Genomic DNA, 20,227 nt, shown 5'->3' with positions numbered 1-20,227 from the left:
CTATGCGATCTCTCGGGGCGTGACGCCGAACGGTGCGAGGCCCTCCGCACCGCCGTCGGGCGCCGTGAGCACCCACACCCCGTCATCATGCACGGCGACGCTATGTTCCCAATGTGAGCCGGCCATGCCGTCCACGGTCGACACCGTCCAACCGTCGTCCTCGACGAAGGTCACGTCGCTGCCGGCGACGACCATCGGCTCGATCGCGAGCACCAGACCCGGGCGCACCTCGGGTCCAGGGTCGGCGACGCGGTAGTTGAACACCGACGGGGACTCGTGCATCTTGCGCCCGATCCCATGCCCGACGTACTCGCGCAGGATGCCGTACTCCCCCTGCGCCTCGATGTAGGCCTGGATCGCCGCACCGATCTCGCCGATGTGCGACGCGGTCGACAACGCCGCGATCCCCGCCCACAGCGACCCACGCGTCACGCGAGACAGCTCCTCTCGGGCCGCGACGACGTCGGGCCGATCGGGATCCGGGATGACCACGGTGAAGGCGGAGTCGCCGTTCCATCCGCGGTACTCGGCACCGGCGTCGACGGAGATGATGTCACCCGGTTCCAGGACGCGATCGCCCGGGATGCCGTGCACCACCTGTTCGTTGACCGAGGTGCAGACGGTGTGGCGGTACCCTCGCACCATCTGGAAGTTCGACTTCGCACCACGAGAGGTGATCACCTCGGAGGCGGCCGCGTCCAGTTCGGCGGTCGTCACCCCGGGGGCGATGAGATCCCGCACGGCGGCAAGGGCGTCGGCCGTGATGAGACCGGGTTCGACCATGGCGCGCAGCTGCGCGGGGGTCTTGTAGATCGAGCGTCGACCGGGGATCAGCGAGGGCGACACGTCAGGCGAGCGCGCGACGCGCGAGGCCGCGCCGATCGAGGGCCGCGACGATCCGCTCGGTGATCTCATCGAGCGAGCCGACCCCGTCGATGGTGTCCACGGCGCCACGCTCGCGATACACCTCCAGGATGGGGGCCGTCTCGCTCTCGTAGATGCCGAGGCGATTCGCGATGACCTCTTCGGTGTCATCGGTGCGCCCCTGCTCCTTCGCACGCTGGGTGAGGCGGGTGATGCTCTCTTCGCGCGGCACGTTCAGCTCGATGACGGCGTCGATCTTCTCGTCGCGCGCCTGCAGGAACGCGTCGAGGTCGGCGACCTGACCGAGGTTGCGCGGGTAGCCGTCCAGCAGGAAGCCGTCGGCCGCGTCCTCCTGGCTCAGCCGCTCGGCGACGACCGCGCTGGTGAGCTCGTCGGGAACGAGGTTCCCGGCCTCGATGACGGCCGTGACCTGCTTTCCCAGATCGGTGCCGGCCGCGACCGCGGCGCGGAACATGTCACCGGTCGAGATGGCCGGGATGCCGAAGGCTTCGGCGATACGCACGCCCTGCGTGCCCTTGCCGGAGCCCTGCGGGCCCACGATCAGCAGTCGAGCGGTCTGGTCCGTCATCGGAGGAGCCCTTCGTAATGACGCTGCTGAAGCTGAGCGTCGATCTGCTTCACGGTTTCCAGACCCACACCGACGATGATGAGGATCGAGGCACCGCCGAACGGGAAGTTCTGGTTGGCCCCGACGGTGGCCAGCGCGATCAGCGGCAGCAGCGCGATCAGACCCAGGTAGATCGAGCCGGGCAGCGTGATGCGCGTGAGCACGTAGTCGAGGTACTCGGCCGTGGGGCGACCGGCACGGATGCCGGGGATGAATCCGCCGTACTTCTTCATGTTGTCGGCGACATCGACCGGGTTGAAGGTGATCGCGACGTAGAAGTACGTGAATCCGACGATCAGCAGGAAGTAGGTCGCCATGTAGATCGGCGAGTCGCCCGTCGTGAAGTACTGGGCGATCCACGCCACCCACGGGGCTGCTTCCTCGCCGGCCTGCGGCTGGTTGAACTGCGCGATCAATGCGGGGATGTACAGCAGCGACGAGGCGAAGATGACGGGCACGACGCCGGCCATGTTGACCTTGATCGGGATGTAGGTGTTGGTCCCGCCGTACGTGCGGCGTCCGACCATGCGCTTGGCGTACTGCACCGGGATGCGGCGCTGCGACTGTTCGACGAAGACGACGAGCGCGACCACGACGATCCCGACCGCGAGCACGAGAAGGAAGATCTCGAAACCCTGCGACGTGGCGATGGCCCACATCGAGGCGGGGAAAGCCGCGGCGATGGAGGTGAAGATCAGCAGCGACATGCCGTTGCCGATGCCGCGTTCGGTGACGAGCTCGGCGAACCACATGATCAGGCCCGTGCCGGCGGTCATCGTGATGATCATCAGCAGCTGCGCCCACCACACGTCGTTGGTGAGCACCTGCTGGCAGGCGGCGACGTCGGTGACGCCGAACAGCTGTCCGCTGCGCGCGACGGTGACGAGGGTCGTCGACTGCAGCAGCGCCAGGGCGATCGTCAGGTAGCGCGTGTACTGCGTGAGCTTGGCCTGGCCCGACTGGCCCTCCTTGTAGAGGGTCTCGAAGTGCGGGATGACCACGCGCAGCAGCTGCACGATGATCGTCGCGGTGATGTACGGCATGACGCCCAGCGCGAAGATCGACAGCTGCAGCAGCGCACCGCCGGAGAAGAGGTTCACCAGCGAGAGCAGACCCTCCGTGGTGCCGGTGATCTGCAGGCACTCCTGGATGTTCGGGAAGTCCACGAACGGTGCCGGGATGTGCGCACCCAGACGGTAGATGGCGATGATCGCGAGCGTGAACGCGATCTTCCGCCGCAGGTCGGGGGTGCGGAAGACCCGCGCGATGGCGCTGAACAAGACGATGCCTCCAGGTGGGAATGCGCGGCGGCACACGGCACGCCGCTACCCAGGGTAGCCGAACGGGGGCCGGAGTGATCTCCGACCCCCGTCAGGGACTTACTTGATCGAACCGCCCGCGGCGACGATCTTCTGCTCGGCGGAACCCGAGACCTTGTCGACGTCCACGGTCAGGGCGACCGAGATGTCGCCGGTGCCGAGCACCTTGACCTTCTCGTTCTTGCGGACGGCACCCTTGGCGACCAGGTCGCTCACGGTGACGTCGCCGCCCTGCGGGTAGAGCTCCGCGAGCTTGCTCAGGTTCACGACCTGGTACTCGACGCGGAACGGGTTCTTGAACCCACGCAGCTTCGGGGTGCGCATGTGCAGCGGCATCTGCCCGCCCTCGAAGCCGGGGCGCACCTGGTAGCGCGCCTTCGTGCCCTTGGTACCGCGACCGGCGGTCTTACCCTTCGAGCCCTCACCGCGACCCACGCGGGTCTTGGCGGTGTGGGCGCCGGGAACCGGACGCAGGTGGTGGACCTTCAGCACACCGGGGCGCGAGGCGGGAGCCTCGGTCGCGGCGGGCTTGGCGGTCTTCTTGGCGGCCGGCTTCGCGGCCTTCTTCGCCGGAGCCTTCTCGGCTTCGGCCTTGTCGTTCTCAGCCATCAGTCGATCTCCTCAACCTTCACGAGGTGGGCGACGGTCTTGACGTAGCCGCGCGTCTGCGCGTCGTCGGGACGGACGACGGTGTCGCCGATCCGCTTCAGACCGAGGCTGCGCAGCGTGTCACGCTGGTTCTGCTTCTCGCTCACCTTGGACTTGACCTGGGTCACCTTCAGACGTGCGGCCATCATGCACCAGCCTTCGCGTTCGCGGTGGCCTCGGCCTCCGCACGCACGAGACGGGCGGGGGCGACCTGGTCGAACTCGAGGCCGCGGCGCGCGGCGACCGCACGGGGCTCCTCGAGCTGCTTCAGGGCCTCCACCGTCGCGTGGACGATGTTGATCGTGTTCGACGAGCCGAGCGACTTCGACAGCACGTCGTGGATGCCGGCGCACTCGAGCACGGCACGCACCGGACCACCGGCGATGACACCGGTACCGGCAGCGGCCGGGCGGAGCAGCACGACGCCCGCGGCGGCCTCACCCTGCACCGGGTGCGGGATGGTCGAGGCCGAACGGGGCACGCGGAAGAAGTTGCGCTTGGCCTCTTCGACACCCTTCGAGATGGCCAGGGGCACCTCGCGGGCCTTGCCGTAGCCGACGCCGACCACACCGTTGCCGTCGCCGACGACGACGAGCGCGGTGAAGCTGAAGCGACGACCACCCTTGACGACCTTCGAGACGCGGTTGATGGTGACGACGCGCTCAAGGAACTGGTTGTCGCCACGGTCGCGCGAACCGCGGTCGCGGCTGTTGTTGCGCTCACGACCGCCGCGGCGGTTCTCACGCGGCTCGCGCTCGGTCTGCGGCGCCTCGGCAGCGGCCTGCTCGGGCGCGGCCTGCTCGGTGGCGGTCACTTCGGTCTCCTTGTTGTCACTCACAGGTTCAGCCCTCCCTCGCGGGCACCGTCGGCGATCGCGGCGACGCGGCCGGCGTAGCGGTTGCCGCCACGGTCGAACACGACGTCCTCGACACCGGCGGCCTTCGCGCGCTCGGCGACGAGCTCGCCGACCTTGCGCGCCTTGGCGGTCTTGTCACCGTCGAACGAGCGGAGGTCCGCTTCGAGCGTGGACGCCGACGCGACCGTGTGGCCCTTGGCGTCGTCCACGACCTGGACGAACACGTGGCGCGCCGAACGGGTCACGACCAGACGCGGACGCAGCTCGGTGCCGACGATCTTCTTGCGAAGGCGGGCGTGACGACGCGCACGGGCGACGTTCTTCGACTTCACAGCCATGCTTACTTACCAGCCTTTCCGGCCTTGCGGCGGACGACCTCGCCCGCGTAGCGCACACCCTTGCCCTTGTAGGGCTCGGGCTTGCGGATCTTGCGGATGTTGGCAGCCGTCTCGCCGACGGCCTGCTTGTCGATGCCGCTCACGGTGACCTTGTTGTTACCTTCGACCGTGAACGTGATGCCTGCCGGCGGCTCGATCAGGACGGGGTGCGAGAAGCCGAGGGCGAACTCGATGTTCGATCCCTTCTGCTGCACGCGGTAGCCCGTGCCGACGACCTCGAGGCCCTTGGTGTAGCCCTGGGTGACACCGATGATGTTGTTGTTGATGAGCGTGCGGGTCAGGCCGTGGAGCGACCGCGACTCGCGCTCGTCGTCGGGACGGGTCACGACGACCTGGTTGTCCTCGACGGCGACCTCGATGGGCTGGGCGACGGTGATGCTCAGCTCGCCCTTGGGGCCCTTGACGGCGACATCGCGGCCGTCGACCGAAACGGTCACGCCGGCGGGGATGTCGATGGGGAGACGTCCGATTCGCGACATGTCAGATCACCACACGTAGGCGAGGACTTCCCCACCCACGCCCTTCGACTCGGCCTGCCGGTCGGTGAGAAGACCGGAGGAGGTGGACAGGATGGCAACGCCGAGGCCGCCGAGCACCGTGGGGATCTCGGTCGACTTCGCGTACACGCGCAGGCCGGGCTTCGACACGCGCTTGATGCCCGCGATCGACCGCTCGCGGTTCGGGCCGTACTTCAGCGTCAGGGTCAGGGTCTGACCGACGCGTGCGTCTTCGACGGCCCACTCCGAGATGTAACCCTCCTGCTTGAGGATCTCGGCGATGTGGGTCTTGAGCTTCGAGCTCGGCAGCGACACGGAGTCGTGGTGCGCCGAGTTCGCGTTGCGCAGACGGGTCAGCATGTCTGCGACCGGGTCTGTCATCGTCATGGATTGCTTCTTTCTGTCACCAGGTTTCGTACGCCGTTACACGACGGCCGACCTGTGGTGGGGTGTGGGCCCGGAAGTCCCGGGCCCACGGGGGTGTCACGCCTGAGCGTCGTCCGCGCGGAACGGGAAGCCCAGGTGACGCAGGAGCGCGCGGCCCTCGGCGTCGGTCTTCGCCGACGTGACGACCGTGATGTCGAAGCCGCGCACGCGGTCGATCTTGTCCTGGTCGATCTCGTGGAACACGGACTGCTCCTGGAGACCGAAGGTGTAGTTGCCGTTGCCGTCGAACTGCTTGCCCGACAGCCCGCGGAAGTCGCGGATACGGGGCAGTGCGAGGTTGACCAGGCGGTCGACGAACTCCCACGCGCGGTCACCGCGGAGGGTGACGTGCGCGCCGATGGCCTGCCCCTCACGCAGCTTGAACTGCGCGATGGACTTGCGGGCCTTGGTGACGACCGGCTTCTGGCCGGTGATCTTGGTGAGGTCGTCGACCGCACCGTCGATCACCTTGCTGTCGCGAGCTGCCTCGCCGACACCGGTGTTCACGACGACCTTCACGAGACCGGGGATCTGCATGACGTTCTCGTAGCCGAACTCGTCCTGCATCGCCTTCTTGATCTCGGCGTTGTACTTCTGCTTCAGGCGAGGCTGGATTTTGCCAGTCTCAGCGGCAGTGGCGGTGCTCATGTTCAGAGGTCCTTGCCTGACTTCTTCGCGTAGCGCACGCGGACCGTGCGCTTGACGCCGTCCTTGACCTGCTCCTCGACCCGGTGACCGACGCGGGTCGGCTTCTTGGTCTCGGGGTCGACGACGGCGACGTTGGAGATGTGGATCGGGGCTTCCATCGTCTCGATGCCGCCCGTCTTGGTGCCGCGCTGGGACTGGCCCACGCGGGTGTGCTTGGTGACGTAGTTCACGCCCTCGACGATGACGCGGTTCTGCTCGACGAGGACCTCGAGGACCTTGCCCTGCTTGCCGCGGTCGCCGCCGCGCTCGGGCTTGGCGCCCGAGATGACCTGAACCAGGTCGCCCTTCTTGATGTTCGCCATGATCAGATGACCTCCGGGGCGAGCGAGACGATCTTCATGAACTTCTTGTCGCGAAGCTCACGGCCGACCGGCCCGAAGATACGGGTGCCGCGGGGCTCCCCGTCGTTCTTCAGGATGACGGCGGCGTTCTCGTCGAACTTGATGTACGACCCGTCGGGACGACGGGTCTGCTTGACGGTGCGGACGACGACGGCCTTGACGACATCACCCTTCTTGACGTTTCCGCCGGGGATGGCGTCCTTGACCGTTGCGACGATGGTGTCGCCCAGGCCCGCGTAGCGGCGGTTGGAGCCGCCGAGGACGCGGATCGTGAGCAGCTCCTTGGCGCCGCTGTTGTCGGCGACCTTCAGCCGGGACTCGTTCTGAATCACTTTGCCTTCTCCAGGATCTCGACGAGACGCCAGCGCTTGGTCGCGCTCAGCGGACGGGTCTCGTTGATGACGACGAGATCACCGATACCGGCGGTGTTGGCTTCGTCGTGCGCCTTCACCTTCGAGGTGCGGCGCATGACCTTGCCGTAGAGCGGGTGCTTCACCCGGTCCTCGACCTCGACGACGATGGTCTTGTCCATCTTGTCGCTGACGACGTACCCGCGGCGGGCCTTGCGGTACCCGCGGGCGTCGGCGTCACGCACGTCGTGCTCGGCGTGCTCGTGGCCGGGAACCTGCTCCGCGGCCTCGGCAGCTGCCTTCTTCGTGGTGGCCATCACTCAGCCTCTTCCTTTGCGGCCTCGGCGTCGTCCGCCTTCTTGGCCTTGCTCTTCTTCGCCTTCGTCTCCACCGGCGCGGGCGTGGCACGAATGCCGAGCTCGCGCTCGCGGATCACGGTGTAGAGCCGCGCGATGTCGCGCTTGACGGCGCGGATGCGGCCGTGGCTCTCCAGCTGCCCGGTGGCCGACTGGAAGCGCAGGTTGAACAGCTCTTCCTTGGCCTTGCGCAGCTCCTCGACGAGGCGCTGGTCTTCGAACGTGTCCAGCTCGCTGGTCGCGAGCGTCTTGGTGCCGATCGCCATTACGCGTCGCCCTCCTCGCGCTTGATGATGCGTGCCTTCAGCGGCAGCTTGTGGATTGCGCGGGTCAGCGCCTCACGAGCGAGTTCCTCGTCGACGCCCGAGACCTCGAAGAGGACCCGGCCCGGCTTGACGTTTGCGACCCACCACTCCGGCGAACCCTTACCCGAACCCATGCGGGTTTCGGCGGGCTTCTTGGTCAGCGGTCGGTCGGGGTAGATGTTGATCCACACCTTTCCGCCACGCTTGATGTGACGCGTCATCGCGATACGAGCGGACTCGATCTGACGGTTGGTCACGTAGGCGGGCGTCAGGGCCTGGATGCCGAACTCACCGAACGACACCTTCGTGCCACCGGTGGCCTGGCCACCGCGCTTGGGGTGGTGCTGCTTGCGGTACTTGACCTTGCGGGGGATGAGCATTACGCCGACGCTCCTTCTGCGACCGGGGCCTCGCTGCGGGGGCCACGGCGGCGGTCACCGCGCTCGCGCGACGGCTTCTGAGCCGCCTGCTCGCGCGCCAGTTCCTTGTTGGTGAGATCGCCCTTGTAGATCCAGACCTTCACGCCGATGCGGCCGAAGGTGGTCTTGGCCTCGTAGAAGCCGTAGTCGATGTTCGCGCGCAGGGTGTGCAGCGGCACACGGCCTTCGCGGTAGAACTCCGAGCGGCTCATCTCAGCGCCGCCGAGGCGGCCCGAGACCTGGATCCGGACACCCTTGGCGCCGGCGCGCTGCGCACCCTGCAGGCCCTTGCGCATCGCGCGGCGGAACGCCACGCGGGCGGCGAGCTGCTCGGCGATGCCCTGAGCGACCAGCTGAGCGTCGGTCTCGGGGTTCTTGACCTCGAGGATGTTCAGCTGGATCTGCTTGCCGGTGAGCTTCTCCAGGTCACCCCGGATGCGCTCGGCCTCGGCGCCGCGGCGACCGATGACGATGCCCGGACGCGCGGTGTGGATGTCGACGCGGACGCGGTCACGCGTGCGCTCGATCTCGATGTTGCTCACGCCGGCACGGTCGAGCTGCTTCTGCAGCAGCTGACGGATCTTGATGTCCTCGGCGACGTAGTCGGCGTAGCGCTGGCCGGGCTTCGTCGAGTCGGAGAACCACCGCGACACGTGGTCGGTGGTGATGCCGAGGCGGAAGCCGTACGGGTTGACTTTCTGTCCCATTACTTGCTCGCCTTCTTGGTCTCGGCGCCACCCGCGGTCTCCGCGACCTCGGGCGTCGACAGCACGACCGTGATGTGGCTCGTGCGCTTCTTGATCTGGAATGCACGACCCTGCGCGCGGGGCTGGAAACGCTTGAGCGTCGTGCCCTCGTCGACGTACGCGTTCTTCACGTACAGGTCCTGGTCATCCAGGTACTCGCCGTCCTTATCGGCCTTCACGCGAGCGTTCGCGATCGCCGAGGCGACGAGCTTGTAGATCGGCTCGCTCGCACCCTGCGGTGCGAACTTGAGGATGGCCAGGGCCTCCTCGGCCTGCTTGCCCTTGATGAGGGCAACGACACGACGAGCCTTCTGAGGGGTCACGCGGATGTGTCGCACACGGGCGATGGACTCCACCATTTCTCTCTCCTCTCAGCGCCCCCGCGTCAGCGGCGGCGGCCCTTCTTGTCGTCCTTCTCGTGGCCGCGGAAGGTGCGGGTGGGCGCGAATTCGCCCAGCTTGTGGCCGACCATGGTCTCGGTCACGAACACGGGGATGTGCTTGCGACCGTCGTGCACGGCGATCGTGTGGCCCAGCATGGCCGGGATGATCATCGAGCGACGCGACCAGGTCTTGATGACGTTCTTCGAACCCGCCTCGTTCTGCGACACGACCTTGCGAAGCAGGTGCTCGTCGACGAAGGGGCCCTTCTTGAGACTGCGTGGCATCTTCTGTTCCTACCTACTTGCGCTTCTTGCCGGCGGTGCGACGACGGACGATGTACTTGTCGCTTTCCTTGTTGGGGTGGCGGGTACGACCCTCCGGCTGACCCCACGGGGTGACGGGATTGCGGCCACCGGAGGTCTTGCCCTCACCACCACCGTGCGGGTGGTCGACCGGGTTCATCGCGACACCGCGCACGGTCGGGCGGACGCCCTTCCAGCGCTTGCGGCCGGCCTTGCCCCAGTTGATGTTCGACTGCTCGGCGTTGCCGACCTCGCCGATCGTGGCGCGGCAGCGCGCATCGACGTTGCGGATCTCACCCGAGGGCAGACGAAGCTGCGCGTACGGGCCGTCCTTGGCGACCAGGCGCACCGAGGCGCCGGCCGAGCGCGCCATCTTCGCACCGCCGCCGGGGCGGAGCTCGATCGCGTGGATCACCGTACCGGTGGGGATGTTGCGCAGCGGCAGGTTGTTGCCCGGCTTGATGTCCGCGCCGGCACCCGACTCGACGATGTCGCCCTGCTTGAGCTTGGCGGGCGCCAGGATGTAGCGCTTCTCACCGTCGGCGAAGTGCAGCAGCGCGATGCGCGCGGTGCGGTTGGGGTCGTACTCGATGTGAGCGACCTTCGCGTCGATGCCGTCCTTGTCGTTGCGACGGAAGTCGATCACGCGGTACTGGCGCTTGTGCCCACCGCCGATGTGGCGGGTGGTGATGCGGCCCTGGTTGTTGCGTCCACCGGTCTTGGCCAGCGGACGGAGCAGCGACTTCTCCGGCGTCGATCGGGTGATCTCGGCGAAGTCGGCCACCGACGAGCCGCGGCGACCGGGGGTCGTCGGCTTGTACTTGCGAATAGCCATAGTTCTCTCGTCCCTTACCCGACCGTCAGTTGACTGCCGTGAAGATGTCGATGGAACCCGACTTCAGCGTGACGATGGCGCGCTTGGTGTCCTTGCGCTTGCCGGTGCCGAAGCGGGTGCGACGGGCCTTGCCGACGCGGTTGATCGTGTTGACGCCCGCGACCTTCACGCCGAAGATCTTCTCGATCGCGGCCTTGATCTCGGTCTTCGAGGCGCGGGGGTCCACCAGGAAGGTGTACTTGCCTTCGTCGATGAGCCCGTAGCTCTTCTCCGAGACGACCGGCTTCAGGATGATGTCGCGCGGGTCCTTGTTGGATGCCGTCTGCAGGACGTTGTCCGTGCTCATGCCGAGACCTCCTCGGTGGCGGCCTCATCTGCGACGCTCGTGTTGAGCTTTGCCGAAACAAAGGCGTCGTAGGCGGCCTTGGTGAAGACGATGTCGTCGGAGACGAGCACGTCGTAGGCGTTCAGCTGGTCGAACGACAGCACGTGGACGAACGCGAGGTTGCGCACGCTCAGGATGCTGCGCTCGTCGTCGCGGTCGACGACCACGAGCACGTTCTTGGTGGCGCCGAGGCCGGTGAGGACCGACGCGGCGGCCTTGGCCGACGGGCCGTTCTCCGTGCCGAAAGCCTCGACGATGTGAAGACGCTCACCGCGGGCGCGGTCGCTCAGGGCGCCGAGCAGTGCGGCGGCGATCATCTTCTTGGGCGTGCGCTGCGCGTAGTCGCGCGGCTTCGGGCCGTGGACGATGCCACCACCGGTCATGTGCGGCGCGCGGATCGAACCCTGACGGGCGTTACCGGTGCCCTTCTGCTTGAAGGGCTTGCGGCCGGCGCCCGAGACCTCACCGCGACGCTTGGTCGAGTGGGTGCCCTGGCGTGCCGCCGCGCGCTGCGCGACGACGACCTGGTGGATCAGCGGGATGTTCGTCTTGACGTCGAACAGCGCGGCGGGAAGCTCAACCGAACCGGCGTTCTTGCCGTCGGCGCTGCGGACGTCGAGCGCGAGAGTCGAGTCAGCCATGAGATCAGGCACCCTTCACTGCGTTGCGGACGTAAACGGTGCGGCCGCGCGCGCCGGGGACGGCGCCCTTGACGAGCAGCAGACCCTTCTCGGCGTCGACGGCGTGAACCGTGAGGTTGAGGACGGTCACGCGCTCGCCACCCATACGGCCGGCCATGCGCATGCCCTTGAAGACGCGGCTCGGGGTCGCCGAGGCGCCGATCGAACCGGGCTTGCGGTGGTTGCGGTGCGCACCGTGCGAGGCGGAGACACCCTTGAAGTTGTGACGCTTCATGACACCCGCGGTGCCCTTGCCCTTGCTGGTGCCGACGACGTCGACCAGCTGACCCGACTCGAAGATGCCGTCGACCGTGAGCTCCTGACCGAGTGAGTAGTCAGCGGCGTCCGCGGTGCGGATCTCGGTGAGGTGGCGACGCGGGGTCACGCCGGCCGCCTCGAAGTGGGCTGTGAGGGGCTTGTTGACCTTGCGGGGGTCGATCTGGCCCGCGGCGATCTGAACGGCGTTGTAGCCGTCCTTCTCGAGCGAGCGGACCTGGGTGACCACGTTGGGGGCCACCTCGATGACGGTGACGGGGACGAGCTTGCCGTCCGCATCCCAAACCTGGGTCATGCCGAGCTTGGTGCCGAGCAGACCCTTCGAAACCTTGGTGTTGATGTCAGCCATGTCGGACCTCAGAGCTTGATCTCGATGTTGACGTCGGCCGGCAGGTCGAGGCGCATCAGCGAGTCGACGGCCTTCGGCGTCGGGTCGACGATGTCGATCAGGCGCTTGTGGGTGCGCATCTCGAAGTGCTCGCGGCTGTCCTTGTACTTGTGGGGCGACCGGATGACGCACACGACGTTCTTCTCGGTCGGGAGGGGCACGGGGCCCACGACCGTCGCGCCCGCACGGGTCACGGTGTCGACGATCTTGCGCGCTGACGAGTCGAGACCTGCGTGGTCGTACGACTTCAGGCGAATGCGGATCTTCTGTCCCGCCATTGTCTGCTCACTCTCTTTCTCGCGTCTTACCGCGGTGTTCCCCTCGCGGGGCACAGCGCAGGCATCGGACGCACATGGCGCTTTCGCGCCCTGGCACTTTCGTCCCGCTCGCACGGGTTCTGCTGCACCGCTGTTCTGATGTCAATCCGGGCAACGGGTGCCCGGCCGACCCTCGCACGCGCGGAAGTGCATCCCGCGGGAGGAGGTATCGGTGTGGTGTTCTGCTGCCCGCGGCCTAGGACCTTGCGCGAGACCTCCGGAGAGGCCGGTCGCACCGCCTATGCACTGCCCTGGCAGTGATCCGACGACGACAAAAGCGCACGCCGGAATGTGGAACTTCACTAGCTTAGCCGCGCGTCGACACCCCACGCAAACCCGGGCGTGTCGCGCTGAGCCGACTCTCAGGAAGAGGCCGCGATCCGCAAGAACTGCAAGGAATCGACCGCACGGCGCGAGGACGTGTCGACACCTCATCGTATTGCGATGTGATTCCCCGAAGACCGTTCCCTCCCCGACCCGGCGGCGCTAACGTTCCTACACCCGTCGAAAGGGTCTGGGGACCGGGCGGGGACTGGGATGTCGCGCTGGGGCGCGACCGGCACCGGAGGTGTCATGAGCGATGTCGAAGAAGATGTCCGCGACGGGGCGTCGACCCGTCGGCCGAGTCGTCGCACTGTTGCCCGCCCATGATGAGTCGGACACGATCCGGCGGGCGGTGGCGGGCCTGCGGGCGCAGACGGTCCCGCCCGATCGCATCATCGTGATCCCCGACAACTGCACCGACGACACCGCGGCGATCGCCGCCTCCACCGGCGCGGAGGTGCGTCCCACGAGCGGGAATTCGGACAAGAAGGCCGGCGCGCTCAATCAGGCGCTGGCCGCACTCCTGCCCGATCTCGAGGATGACGACGCGATCCTGGTACAGGACGCGGACTCCGCACTGGATGAGCCGTTCATCGAACGTGCACTCTCACGGCTGGCCGATCCCTCCTACGGGGCGGTGGGGGGCGTCTTCCGCGGTGACGACCGACCCGGTTTCGTGGCTCACCTTCAACGCAACGAATACGCACGGTACGCCCGAGACGTCTCCCGCCTCCAGGGCCGGTGCCTCGTCGTGACCGGCACCGCGGCGCTGTTCCGGGTGCGCACCCTGCGCGAGATCAGCGAGGCACGGCGCAGCGGCGGATTGCCTGCTGGGGACGGCGACGGCGGGGTCTACGACACGACGGTCCTGACGGAGGACAACGAGATCAGCTTCGCCGTCCTGCATCTCGGCTACCGCATCATCTCCCCGAGCGCCTGCACCCTGATCACCGAGACCATGCCCACCTGGCACGACCTCTGGGCACAGCGCCTGCGCTGGAAGCGCGGGGCGGTGGAGAACTGTATGCAGTACGGACTCACACGGGTGACATGGTCGTACTGGGGGCGCCAGATCCTGACGATGTGCGGCGTCGTGGTCACCGCCGTGTACATCGCGACCCTCGTCGCGGCGATCGTCTCCGGCACCTTCGCCGTCCACCCGTTCTGGCTCGGGGTCACCGCCGTGTTCGTCGTCGAACGCGTGGTGACGGTCCGTCTGCGCGGCTGGCGTCAGATGCTGCTCGCGGCCACGATGTACGAGCTCGTCCTGGACGGGTTCCTCCAGATCGTCCAGGGAAAGGCCTACGTCGACGCCTTCACCGGGCGTCGCCGTCGGTGGTAGATGAGAAGGGAGGGGAGGACATGTACAACACCAACTCCGCGCTCGCCGTCACCGGCGGCGGCGCGCTGGTAGCCGGGGTCAACAGCATCTGGTGGCTGCTCGCCGGCTTCGCGCTCCTCGCCGCAGGTTCGGCCCTGATGCGCATCGTGCCGCGTCGGACCGACGCGCCCCACGGCGACTGACCGGCGAACACCCGTCCCCGCTTCGTGATCCCAGGCCGAGGCGGGGACTCGTCGTGTGCACCTCGGCACACAGGCATCCCCGGGTTCCGCGGCGGAGGGGGCGGGCGCGGAACCCGGGGATGCCTGGCCTTGGCGAGAGGGCGTCCTCAGAGGCGCGCTCCCGTCCGACGGCGGCGACCTGCCACCGTCAGCGCCGCCCCACCGACGAGGGCGAGGAGGCCGAACAGGATCGCCGGAAGCGCGATCTGGCCACCCGTGACAGGCAGCTCGCCGCTCGGACGGGAGCAGTCGTGAGCCGACTGCGCCACGCCTGCCGCCGTCACCGTCGCGGTGTTGAGGAATCCGCCGGCCGCCGGGTCATCGCCGGACACGCAGGCCAGGGAGGCCGCCGACGCCGTGGCGATGTCGACGGTCGCCAGCACCGTCACGGTGTAGGTGTCCGCGCCGCCACCGGCCAGGGCACGTCCCTCGGCGAGCGTCGCGCTCCAGGGGGCGGTGAACCCGCCTTCGGTCGCGCCGCTCCACTCCGCCGCGGTGACGGTGATGTCCTCGCCGAACCGGAGCGTGTCGGTCAGGTCGTAGACCGCCGTCAGCTCGTCGTCGGCGTTGCGGACGACCACCTCGTACGTGATCTCCCAGCGATCATCGCCGAGGTCGACGGTGTCTGCCACGGTCTTCTCGATGGTCACCTCGGGCCGGTCGATGTGGGTGCAGGCCGTGTCGGTGTCCTCGCCGATCCCGTTGGTCACCGTCGCGGTGTTCCAGAACCCGGTCCCCTCGGTCGGGTCGGCGCACGCGAGGGTCTCGTCATCGACGTCGACCGCCACGGCGACCGTGCGGGTCACGGTGTACACGTGCACCGCGCCGGCCGGGAGCATGCCCGAGGCCATCTCGGTCTTCTCGACGCCGTTCCAGGCCTCATCCAGGACGCCTTCGCCGCCGCCGGTGACGACCGGACCGGCCGCTTCCCATGCGCCACCGCTGACGCCGGTCGGAAGCGCGTCGGGGACGTCGGTCAGGTCGTAGGCGACGGTGACGTCGGAGTCGTTGCGCACCTCCACCTCGTACCCGAGGGTCCATGCACCGGTCTCGGCGTTCTGCATCGCGGGCAGCGCCGTCTTCGTCACGGTCGGCGAGGCCGGCTCCGCGCATCCGTCATCGCTGTCGCTGCCCCCGGGGAACACGACGGTCGCGATGTTGTGGAAGGCCCCACCGTCACCGGGCTCGCACGTCAGCTGCGGTTCCGCGGTCTGCGGGTCGAACTCCGCCACGATCCGATAGGTGTAGACGTGCGCTACCGGCTCGATGTCGGCCCCCGCGATCGGCGTGTTCGGCTGCGGGGCGTCACCGATCCACTCACCGGAGAGCAGGCTGAAGCCGGTGCCGAGGTCGGGGGTGTCGGTCAGCGTGTAGACCGTCGGCTGTGCCGAGGCGTTGAGGACGGTGACGACGTAGTCGATCTGCCACGTCCCGTCCGCCAACTGCTCGGCGTCGCCGTCGGCCTTGACCACCTCCACCGGCGGGAGGGTCACCGAGACACAGCCTTCGGCGTCCTCGACGACCTCACCGGAGGTGACCGTCGCGGTGTTGACCAAGCCGCCTTCCGATGTCCCGCACACCCCGATGGGGTCGGCCTCGACGGTCGGCGTCAGGGTGCCCTCGACGGTGTAGGTGTACATCGCATCGACCGGCAGGGTGCCCTGCCAGATGACGACCTCGCCCGGAGCGGCGCTCGCGGTCGCGGGGGCCGGAGCACCCTCGACAGCCGCGATCGTCCACTCACCACCGGCGAGCGACCATCCGGCCGGCACGCCCGGCAGGTCATCGCTCAGCACGACCTCCAGGTCCACGGCGTCCGGGTTCGCGATCGTCACCGTGTAAGACACGCCGACGGACGCATCCGCGTCGTACTGCGGCGCCGCACCGGTCTTGGTGATGACCGGGAAGCCGGGCTCGCCGCACGCGTGGACGGTGGTGTCCTCGTCGCCGACCGACATGGTGGCGGTGTTGAGGAAGCCGCCGGCGCCGGGCTCGTCGCCCTCCTGGCACTGCCAGGTCTCGCCGTCCTGCGTCCCATCGGCGATCGACGCGGTGACCGTCACGGTGTACACGTGCGTCCGGTCGGCCGCCTCGGCCGCGGGGGCGATCGACGCATCCGTGGCGAGGGTGGCGGTCCCCTCCGGGAGAGCGAAGTCGCCGCCGCCCCCGGGACCGGTCCAGCTCGCAGCCGTCGGGGTGATCCCGGCGCCGAAGCGCAGCTCGTCGGTCAGGTCGTAGAAGAACGTCGAGGTCGTCGACTCGTTCGTCACCGACACCTCGTAGACGATCGTCCAGGTGCCGTCGGCGTTCTGCACCGGGGATCCGGTGACGAGGGACTTGCCGACGGTTCCCTCGGCGGGGACGGCGGTGTTCGTGATCTCGCATGTCACGTCGTCGCCGACGGAGAGGGTGATCTGCCCGCCCACGACCTCGATGCCGCTGTCACACGACCAGACACCCGCCGTGTAGCCCGACGGCCCGTTCTCTTCGAGCAGGTAGGACGATCCGCCCAGAAGCGGCTGCGTCGCCGTCGCCGCGACCAGCGGATCGGTCGTCGACTGCGTCTGCGGGTTCCAGTCCTGCGCGCGGTCGCCCGACGCCGTCAGGCTCCACTCGGCCGAGACGCGCGAGCCGGTGCCGTCGCGGTTGTCGACCTTCTTCACGAGGGTCAGCTTCGGCGCGACGTCGGAGTTGGTCAGCACGCACACCACGTCGGCTCCCTCGGCGACGGCGACGGCGTCTCCGTCGAGCTCGACCGGCGAACCGTCGGCGGTACAGGTCACGTCCGTCAGCTCGTAGCCGGAGATCTGATCGATCTCGTCGATGACGTACTCACCGTGCGGCACGGCGATCGTCTCGTCGTGGTCGAACAGGATCGGGGTGTCCTCGCCGCGCTGCGCCTGCAGCTTCTGGTCCCACGCTGCGGGGTCGGTGACCGTTCCGCCGTGGGTGTTGCGGATGAGTTTGGCGAGCGTGAGGGTCGACTGCTGCGCCGTGTTCTTCACCGTGAAGGTCACGGCCTCACCCGCGGTGTCGACCTCGTCCTCGGCGGGAGAGATCTTCGCGGAAGCCCATGTGTAGGAGGGGTCGGCGAACATCGTGTCGCTCGGGGCGTCCTCGGTGACGGCGCACTCGGAGGTGAGCGGGATGGCGTCGTACGGCCCGGTCAGGGTCGCCGCACCACTGGTGTCGACGGACCACGTGCCGGCCAGCGGCGCGTCCTCGCCGTAGACGCAGGACCATGCGCCGGAGAAGTCACCCGTGAACCCGTCGGGGGTGCCGATGAGCTTCTTGGTGACGGCGATGGCGCCGTAGACGCGTTCGGTGGTGTTGCGGACCGTGGCCTTCACCGTCTCACCCGAGACGACGGCCCCGGGCTGGGTGACCTCGCCGACGGTGTCCCACGCGAAGGACGCGTCGACGAGGTAGTCGGCGGGCGTGGCCGTCAGCGCAGCGGTGTCCTCGGCGACGACGCACGTCGCCCCGACCGGCAGGTCGGTGACGACCGTGGTGCCCTCGCCCTCGATGCGCCAGGTGCCGTCGGGCCCGTCGGGGCCGCAGTCGTAGGTACCGGTGAAGGTCGCATCGGCGCGGATGCCGGCTGATCCGTCGTAGTCCTTGACGATGGTCAGGCTCCCGGGGGCGATGACCTTGTTGACGAAGGAGCAGTCCACCGTGGCTCCGGGGCCGACGTCCTGCAGGGTCACGCCGGCGGCGTCCGGAATGGACACCTCGGCGGGGTTCCCACCGAGCGGGGTGACGGTGCAGGATCCCCGCACGAACTCCCACCCGTCCTGCTGCGTCTCACTGACGGTGATGTCGGTCGTGGTGCCCGTCGCGCTGTACACGACGTCCCACGAGGCGGTGCCGTCATCAGCCGTCTGCTGCGTCGCCGCCGCGGGGTCGGTGGCCGCCGTCCCACCGGTCGTGCCGTCGAGAGCGGCGCCGACGGTCCATCCTGCACCGGCGGTCGGGTTCTCCCCCGCCGCGTCGAGCTCCGTCTTGTCCACGGAGACGGCGGTCACCAGCGGGGCGTTGGTGAAGGTGCACAGCACGCTCGCACCCGACACGTCGGGAATCTCGACGGTACCCGAGGTGCCCTCGGTCACGGTCTGGCCGTCGTCGCAGGTCCACGAGCTGGCGTAGTCCGCTCCGTCGCCCGCGGCCATGCTCTCGCTGATCTCGTACTCGTCGCCGGCGATCACCGGGATCGGCCCGATCTGCTCGGTCTGCACGCCGGTCGCGCTCCCGGTCGTGGTCGCCGTGGCGATCTCCTCACCGTCTCGCGCGACGCGCAGCGTGAACTGATCGTCGGTGTCCACGCGACCTGCCACGTCCTTGACGACGGTGAGGTTGGCCGGGGAGTTGCAGCTGGCCAGGTCGGTCGAGCTGGTCTGGGTCGTCGCGGTCGACAGCTCCGACCAGTCCGACGGGTCGTAGCGCTTGACCGTCGACCCGTTGCCGAGGTAGACGGATCCATCGCCGTCGAAGGCGATGCCGTTGACATCGCTGAGGCCGCTGAGCGTCATCGCATTGGTCGCCGAGAACGCCAGCTCTCCGCCGGACGCGGCCATAAGGGTCTCCGCGGTCACCGTGAACACGTTGATCGTGGATCCGCTGCGGACGATGTAGAGGTTGCCGGCGCTGTCGAAGGCCATGTCGCCGTTCGCGGTGGCGTCGGCGTGAAGTCCTGTGTCGAAGTATCCGAGGGTGCTGATCTGAGAGTCCGCCGGGTTGAACTCGTACAGGCGGAAGAGCAGGTCGTCGCCCTCGCCGTCGTACCCGCCGAAGAGGTAGCGCCCGTTGTCGAGGTTGACCGCACCGGTGACCATCGAGCGGTTGTTGCCGGTGTTGAGCGCCGTGTTCGGGATCTGCTCGACCTGTCCGGTGGCGGGGGTGTACCGGATGATCGACGAGATGTTCTGAGAGGTGCCCCCCGACCGCTCGTACGCGTAGACGACGGTTCCGCCCGCTCCGATCGCCAGACCGTTCGCACTGGCGTAGTCACCGAGGTCGACGACCTCTTCCGGCGACGAGTCGTCCGGGTTGACGATGTGCCGGATCGTCCCGCCCGGCGAGATCGAGTAGACGTTGTTCGGCAGACACACCAGCGGCGCACCGGGTGTCGTGGTCTTCGTGGTCTGCACGACCGCGCTCCTCGCGGCGGCGGTCTCCCCCGCGGTTGCGGGCGCGACCCCCACGAAGAGCATCGCGCTCGAGACGACGGCAGCCACACCGCCGGCGTACCAGCGGCGGCGCAACGTCAGCTTCCGCGCGCGCGTCCTCTCGATTCGTCTCGCACGTCGCGTCCCCACGCGATGTGCTCCGGCAGATTCCCAGTTCAATGCCATTGCCAGCCTTCGTCATCCATGACGGAGCAGCAGCAAGCGGCGCGCCCCCAGAGCGCGCCGCTCGGCGTGCCCCCACGGCACGCCGGTACTGCTGATTCCCAGTTAAGACCCCCCAGCGAGGTCCTATCGGGACGCTAACAATCGCCTTCCGCCCACCCCGGCAACTTCGGCGAAAGCGCGGGAAAAACGAAGATACGGGGCCGTATCCTGAGCGAATACGACCCCGTCCTTGCGTCACGAAATGCGCAACAGAGTGCGCTTAACGATCACCGATGTGCTTGTCGATCCCGTCGCGCACATTGTCGACATGCTCATCGACACCGTCGGGGGCCACCTTCTTGACGAAGTCCGAGGCGGCGTCCAGCGCCGAGTCGCTCACGCCTTCCGCCTGCTCCGACTTCAGGACGTCGTCGATCTTGTCCTTGTTCTGCTCCAGGAAGTCCTTTCCCTGGTTCACCAGATCATCGATACCCATCCGACTCCCCTCTCTCCCGCCGGCGGCGGCTACGCGGCCATTGTGGACCGCCGTGCGGGTACGCGAAAGGCCCCCGGGGTGTCCCCG

27 protein-coding genes are annotated in these 20,227 nt (G+C 67.9%); 2 read left to right on the top strand and 25 right to left on the bottom strand.

Annotated elements, in window-relative coordinates; all coding sequences use genetic code 11:
• The 23 genes from map to rpsJ form a co-directional block, all read right to left on the bottom strand.
• Entirely contained in the window at positions 1-915 is a 915-nt protein-coding gene (gene map / locus RZO50_RS06430; protein WP_416211579.1) for a type I methionyl aminopeptidase, read from the bottom strand.
• Entirely contained in the window at positions 848-1,453 is a 606-nt protein-coding gene (locus RZO50_RS06425; protein ID WP_322598889.1) for an adenylate kinase, read from the bottom strand. The genes map and RZO50_RS06425 overlap by 68 nt, the downstream gene beginning before the upstream one ends.
• On the bottom strand, positions 1,450-2,772 hold the full coding sequence (secY, locus tag RZO50_RS06420; RefSeq protein ID WP_322598888.1) for a preprotein translocase subunit SecY: 1,323 nt from the start codon (positions 2,770-2,772) through the stop codon (positions 1,450-1,452). Before secY ends, RZO50_RS06425 begins: the two co-directional genes overlap by 4 nt.
• A 99-nt stretch (positions 2,773-2,871) precedes the next feature.
• Positions 2,872-3,420, bottom strand: coding sequence for a 50S ribosomal protein L15 (gene rplO / locus RZO50_RS06415; RefSeq protein ID WP_322598887.1), 549 nt, complete (start codon positions 3,418-3,420; stop codon positions 2,872-2,874).
• Entirely contained in the window at positions 3,420-3,605 is a 186-nt protein-coding gene (gene rpmD / locus RZO50_RS06410) for a 50S ribosomal protein L30 (RefSeq protein ID WP_194424257.1), read from the bottom strand. The genes rplO and rpmD overlap by 1 nt, the downstream gene beginning before the upstream one ends.
• Positions 3,605-4,297, bottom strand: a complete 693-nt coding sequence (gene rpsE, locus RZO50_RS06405; protein WP_322598886.1) for a 30S ribosomal protein S5 — start codon at positions 4,295-4,297, stop codon at positions 3,605-3,607. Before rpsE ends, rpmD begins: the two co-directional genes overlap by 1 nt.
• Positions 4,294-4,653, bottom strand: a complete 360-nt coding sequence (rplR, locus tag RZO50_RS06400) for a 50S ribosomal protein L18 (RefSeq protein WP_322598885.1) — start codon at positions 4,651-4,653, stop codon at positions 4,294-4,296. The genes rpsE and rplR overlap by 4 nt, the downstream gene beginning before the upstream one ends.
• A gap of 2 nt (positions 4,654-4,655) precedes the next feature.
• Positions 4,656-5,192, bottom strand: coding sequence for a 50S ribosomal protein L6 (gene rplF, locus RZO50_RS06395; protein WP_322598884.1), 537 nt, complete (start codon positions 5,190-5,192; stop codon positions 4,656-4,658).
• 6 nt (positions 5,193-5,198) lie between these two features.
• Entirely contained in the window at positions 5,199-5,597 is a 399-nt protein-coding gene (rpsH, locus tag RZO50_RS06390; protein WP_322598883.1) for a 30S ribosomal protein S8, read from the bottom strand.
• A 96-nt stretch (positions 5,598-5,693) separates the two neighbouring features.
• Positions 5,694-6,284 carry a 50S ribosomal protein L5 gene (gene rplE / locus RZO50_RS06385; RefSeq protein WP_322598882.1) on the bottom strand — a complete coding sequence of 197 codons (591 nt, stop codon included), beginning with the start codon at positions 6,282-6,284 and terminating at the stop codon, positions 5,694-5,696.
• A gap of 2 nt (positions 6,285-6,286) precedes the next feature.
• Positions 6,287-6,646 (bottom strand): 50S ribosomal protein L24, encoded by a 360-nt coding sequence (gene rplX, locus RZO50_RS06380; protein WP_322598881.1) that lies wholly within the window; start codon positions 6,644-6,646, stop codon positions 6,287-6,289.
• A 2-nt stretch (positions 6,647-6,648) separates the two neighbouring features.
• Positions 6,649-7,017, bottom strand: coding sequence for a 50S ribosomal protein L14 (gene rplN, locus RZO50_RS06375; RefSeq protein ID WP_322598880.1), 369 nt, complete (start codon positions 7,015-7,017; stop codon positions 6,649-6,651).
• Positions 7,014-7,352: a 30S ribosomal protein S17 gene (gene rpsQ, locus RZO50_RS06370; RefSeq protein ID WP_228480829.1), complete on the bottom strand. Its 339-nt coding sequence runs from the start codon at positions 7,350-7,352 to the stop codon at positions 7,014-7,016. The genes rplN and rpsQ overlap by 4 nt, the downstream gene beginning before the upstream one ends.
• On the bottom strand, positions 7,352-7,657 hold the full coding sequence (gene rpmC / locus RZO50_RS06365; RefSeq protein ID WP_322598879.1) for a 50S ribosomal protein L29: 306 nt from the start codon (positions 7,655-7,657) through the stop codon (positions 7,352-7,354). The genes rpsQ and rpmC overlap by 1 nt, the downstream gene beginning before the upstream one ends.
• Entirely contained in the window at positions 7,657-8,076 is a 420-nt protein-coding gene (gene rplP, locus RZO50_RS06360) for a 50S ribosomal protein L16 (protein ID WP_322598878.1), read from the bottom strand. The genes rpmC and rplP overlap by 1 nt, the downstream gene beginning before the upstream one ends.
• Complete coding sequence (gene rpsC, locus RZO50_RS06355; protein WP_071044921.1) at positions 8,076-8,822, bottom strand: 30S ribosomal protein S3; 747 nt, start codon at positions 8,820-8,822, stop codon at positions 8,076-8,078. The genes rplP and rpsC overlap by 1 nt, the downstream gene beginning before the upstream one ends.
• Positions 8,822-9,220: a 50S ribosomal protein L22 gene (gene rplV, locus RZO50_RS06350; RefSeq protein WP_194423762.1), complete on the bottom strand. Its 399-nt coding sequence runs from the start codon at positions 9,218-9,220 to the stop codon at positions 8,822-8,824. Before rplV ends, rpsC begins: the two co-directional genes overlap by 1 nt.
• Before the next feature lie 26 nt (positions 9,221-9,246).
• Entirely contained in the window at positions 9,247-9,528 is a 282-nt protein-coding gene (gene rpsS / locus RZO50_RS06345) for a 30S ribosomal protein S19 (RefSeq protein WP_045246805.1), read from the bottom strand.
• A 13-nt stretch (positions 9,529-9,541) separates the two neighbouring features.
• Positions 9,542-10,381 carry a 50S ribosomal protein L2 gene (rplB, locus tag RZO50_RS06340; RefSeq protein WP_071044919.1) on the bottom strand — a complete coding sequence of 280 codons (840 nt, stop codon included), beginning with the start codon at positions 10,379-10,381 and terminating at the stop codon, positions 9,542-9,544.
• A 25-nt stretch (positions 10,382-10,406) separates the two neighbouring features.
• Positions 10,407-10,727, bottom strand: a complete 321-nt coding sequence (gene rplW / locus RZO50_RS06335) for a 50S ribosomal protein L23 (RefSeq protein WP_071044918.1) — start codon at positions 10,725-10,727, stop codon at positions 10,407-10,409.
• Positions 10,724-11,407: a 50S ribosomal protein L4 gene (gene rplD / locus RZO50_RS06330; RefSeq protein ID WP_322598877.1), complete on the bottom strand. Its 684-nt coding sequence runs from the start codon at positions 11,405-11,407 to the stop codon at positions 10,724-10,726. The genes rplW and rplD overlap by 4 nt, the downstream gene beginning before the upstream one ends.
• Positions 11,408-11,411: 4 nt before the next feature.
• Positions 11,412-12,071: a 50S ribosomal protein L3 gene (rplC, locus tag RZO50_RS06325; RefSeq protein WP_322598876.1), complete on the bottom strand. Its 660-nt coding sequence runs from the start codon at positions 12,069-12,071 to the stop codon at positions 11,412-11,414.
• Positions 12,072-12,079: 8 nt separating this feature from the next.
• On the bottom strand, positions 12,080-12,388 hold the full coding sequence (rpsJ, locus tag RZO50_RS06320) for a 30S ribosomal protein S10 (protein ID WP_039403048.1): 309 nt from the start codon (positions 12,386-12,388) through the stop codon (positions 12,080-12,082).
• Positions 12,389-13,007: 619 nt separating this feature from the next.
• Between rpsJ and RZO50_RS06315 the strand changes: the two genes are divergently transcribed.
• Complete coding sequence (locus tag RZO50_RS06315) at positions 13,008-14,093, top strand: glycosyltransferase family 2 protein (RefSeq protein ID WP_322598875.1); 1,086 nt, start codon at positions 13,008-13,010, stop codon at positions 14,091-14,093.
• A 20-nt stretch (positions 14,094-14,113) separates the two neighbouring features.
• The gene (locus RZO50_RS06310) at positions 14,114-14,275 is read left to right on the top strand and encodes a hypothetical protein (RefSeq protein WP_322598874.1); all 162 of its coding nucleotides are present in this window, start codon (positions 14,114-14,116) and stop codon (positions 14,273-14,275) included.
• Between the two features lie 146 nt (positions 14,276-14,421).
• Here the strand turns inward: RZO50_RS06310 and RZO50_RS06305 are convergent, their stop codons facing one another.
• On the bottom strand, positions 14,422-19,548 hold the full coding sequence (locus RZO50_RS06305) for a DUF5979 domain-containing protein (RefSeq protein ID WP_322598873.1): 5,127 nt from the start codon (positions 19,546-19,548) through the stop codon (positions 14,422-14,424).
• 376 nt (positions 19,549-19,924) lie between these two features.
• Positions 19,925-20,140 (bottom strand): Rv0909 family putative TA system antitoxin, encoded by a 216-nt coding sequence (locus tag RZO50_RS06300; protein WP_322598872.1) that lies wholly within the window; start codon positions 20,138-20,140, stop codon positions 19,925-19,927.
• Positions 20,141-20,227 lie beyond the last annotated feature (87 nt).

The sequence above is a fragment of the Microbacterium xanthum genome (genome assembly GCF_034531355.1).
Classification (GTDB): Bacteria; Actinomycetota; Actinomycetes; order Actinomycetales; family Microbacteriaceae; genus Microbacterium; species Microbacterium xanthum.
Note: the sequence above shows the minus strand (reverse complement) of the source record. Positions and strands in the feature narration are given on the sequence as shown.

Coding starts and splice junctions, on each gene's coding strand:
- map (WP_416211579.1), bottom strand. CDS start 915: ATGAGATCACCGAGCGGATCGTCGCGGCCCTCGATCGGCGCGGCCTCG.
- RZO50_RS06425 (WP_322598889.1), bottom strand. CDS start 1,453: ATGACGGACCAGACCGCTCGACTGCTGATCGTGGGCCCGCAGGGCTCC.
- rplO (WP_322598887.1), bottom strand. CDS start 3,420: ATGGCTGAGAACGACAAGGCCGAAGCCGAGAAGGCTCCGGCGAAGAAG.
- rpmD (WP_194424257.1), bottom strand. CDS start 3,605: ATGGCCGCACGTCTGAAGGTGACCCAGGTCAAGTCCAAGGTGAGCGAG.
- rplR (WP_322598885.1), bottom strand. CDS start 4,653: ATGGCTGTGAAGTCGAAGAACGTCGCCCGTGCGCGTCGTCACGCCCGC.
- rplF (WP_322598884.1), bottom strand. CDS start 5,192: ATGTCGCGAATCGGACGTCTCCCCATCGACATCCCCGCCGGCGTGACC.
- rpsH (WP_322598883.1), bottom strand. CDS start 5,597: ATGACGATGACAGACCCGGTCGCAGACATGCTGACCCGTCTGCGCAAC.
- rplE (WP_322598882.1), bottom strand. CDS start 6,284: ATGAGCACCGCCACTGCCGCTGAGACTGGCAAAATCCAGCCTCGCCTG.
- rplX (WP_322598881.1), bottom strand. CDS start 6,646: ATGGCGAACATCAAGAAGGGCGACCTGGTTCAGGTCATCTCGGGCGCC.
- rpsQ (WP_228480829.1), bottom strand. CDS start 7,352: ATGGCCACCACGAAGAAGGCAGCTGCCGAGGCCGCGGAGCAGGTTCCC.
- rpmC (WP_322598879.1), bottom strand. CDS start 7,657: ATGGCGATCGGCACCAAGACGCTCGCGACCAGCGAGCTGGACACGTTC.
- rplP (WP_322598878.1), bottom strand. CDS start 8,076: ATGCTCATCCCCCGCAAGGTCAAGTACCGCAAGCAGCACCACCCCAAG.
- rpsC (WP_071044921.1), bottom strand. CDS start 8,822: ATGGGACAGAAAGTCAACCCGTACGGCTTCCGCCTCGGCATCACCACC.
- rplV (WP_194423762.1), bottom strand. CDS start 9,220: ATGGTGGAGTCCATCGCCCGTGTGCGACACATCCGCGTGACCCCTCAG.
- rpsS (WP_045246805.1), bottom strand. CDS start 9,528: ATGCCACGCAGTCTCAAGAAGGGCCCCTTCGTCGACGAGCACCTGCTT.
- rplB (WP_071044919.1), bottom strand. CDS start 10,381: ATGGCTATTCGCAAGTACAAGCCGACGACCCCCGGTCGCCGCGGCTCG.
- rplW (WP_071044918.1), bottom strand. CDS start 10,727: ATGAGCACGGACAACGTCCTGCAGACGGCATCCAACAAGGACCCGCGC.
- rplD (WP_322598877.1), bottom strand. CDS start 11,407: ATGGCTGACTCGACTCTCGCGCTCGACGTCCGCAGCGCCGACGGCAAG.
- rplC (WP_322598876.1), bottom strand. CDS start 12,071: ATGGCTGACATCAACACCAAGGTTTCGAAGGGTCTGCTCGGCACCAAG.
- rpsJ (WP_039403048.1), bottom strand. CDS start 12,388: ATGGCGGGACAGAAGATCCGCATTCGCCTGAAGTCGTACGACCACGCA.
- RZO50_RS06315 (WP_322598875.1), top strand. CDS start 13,008: ATGTCGAAGAAGATGTCCGCGACGGGGCGTCGACCCGTCGGCCGAGTC.
- RZO50_RS06310 (WP_322598874.1), top strand. CDS start 14,114: ATGTACAACACCAACTCCGCGCTCGCCGTCACCGGCGGCGGCGCGCTG.
- RZO50_RS06300 (WP_322598872.1), bottom strand. CDS start 20,140: ATGGGTATCGATGATCTGGTGAACCAGGGAAAGGACTTCCTGGAGCAG.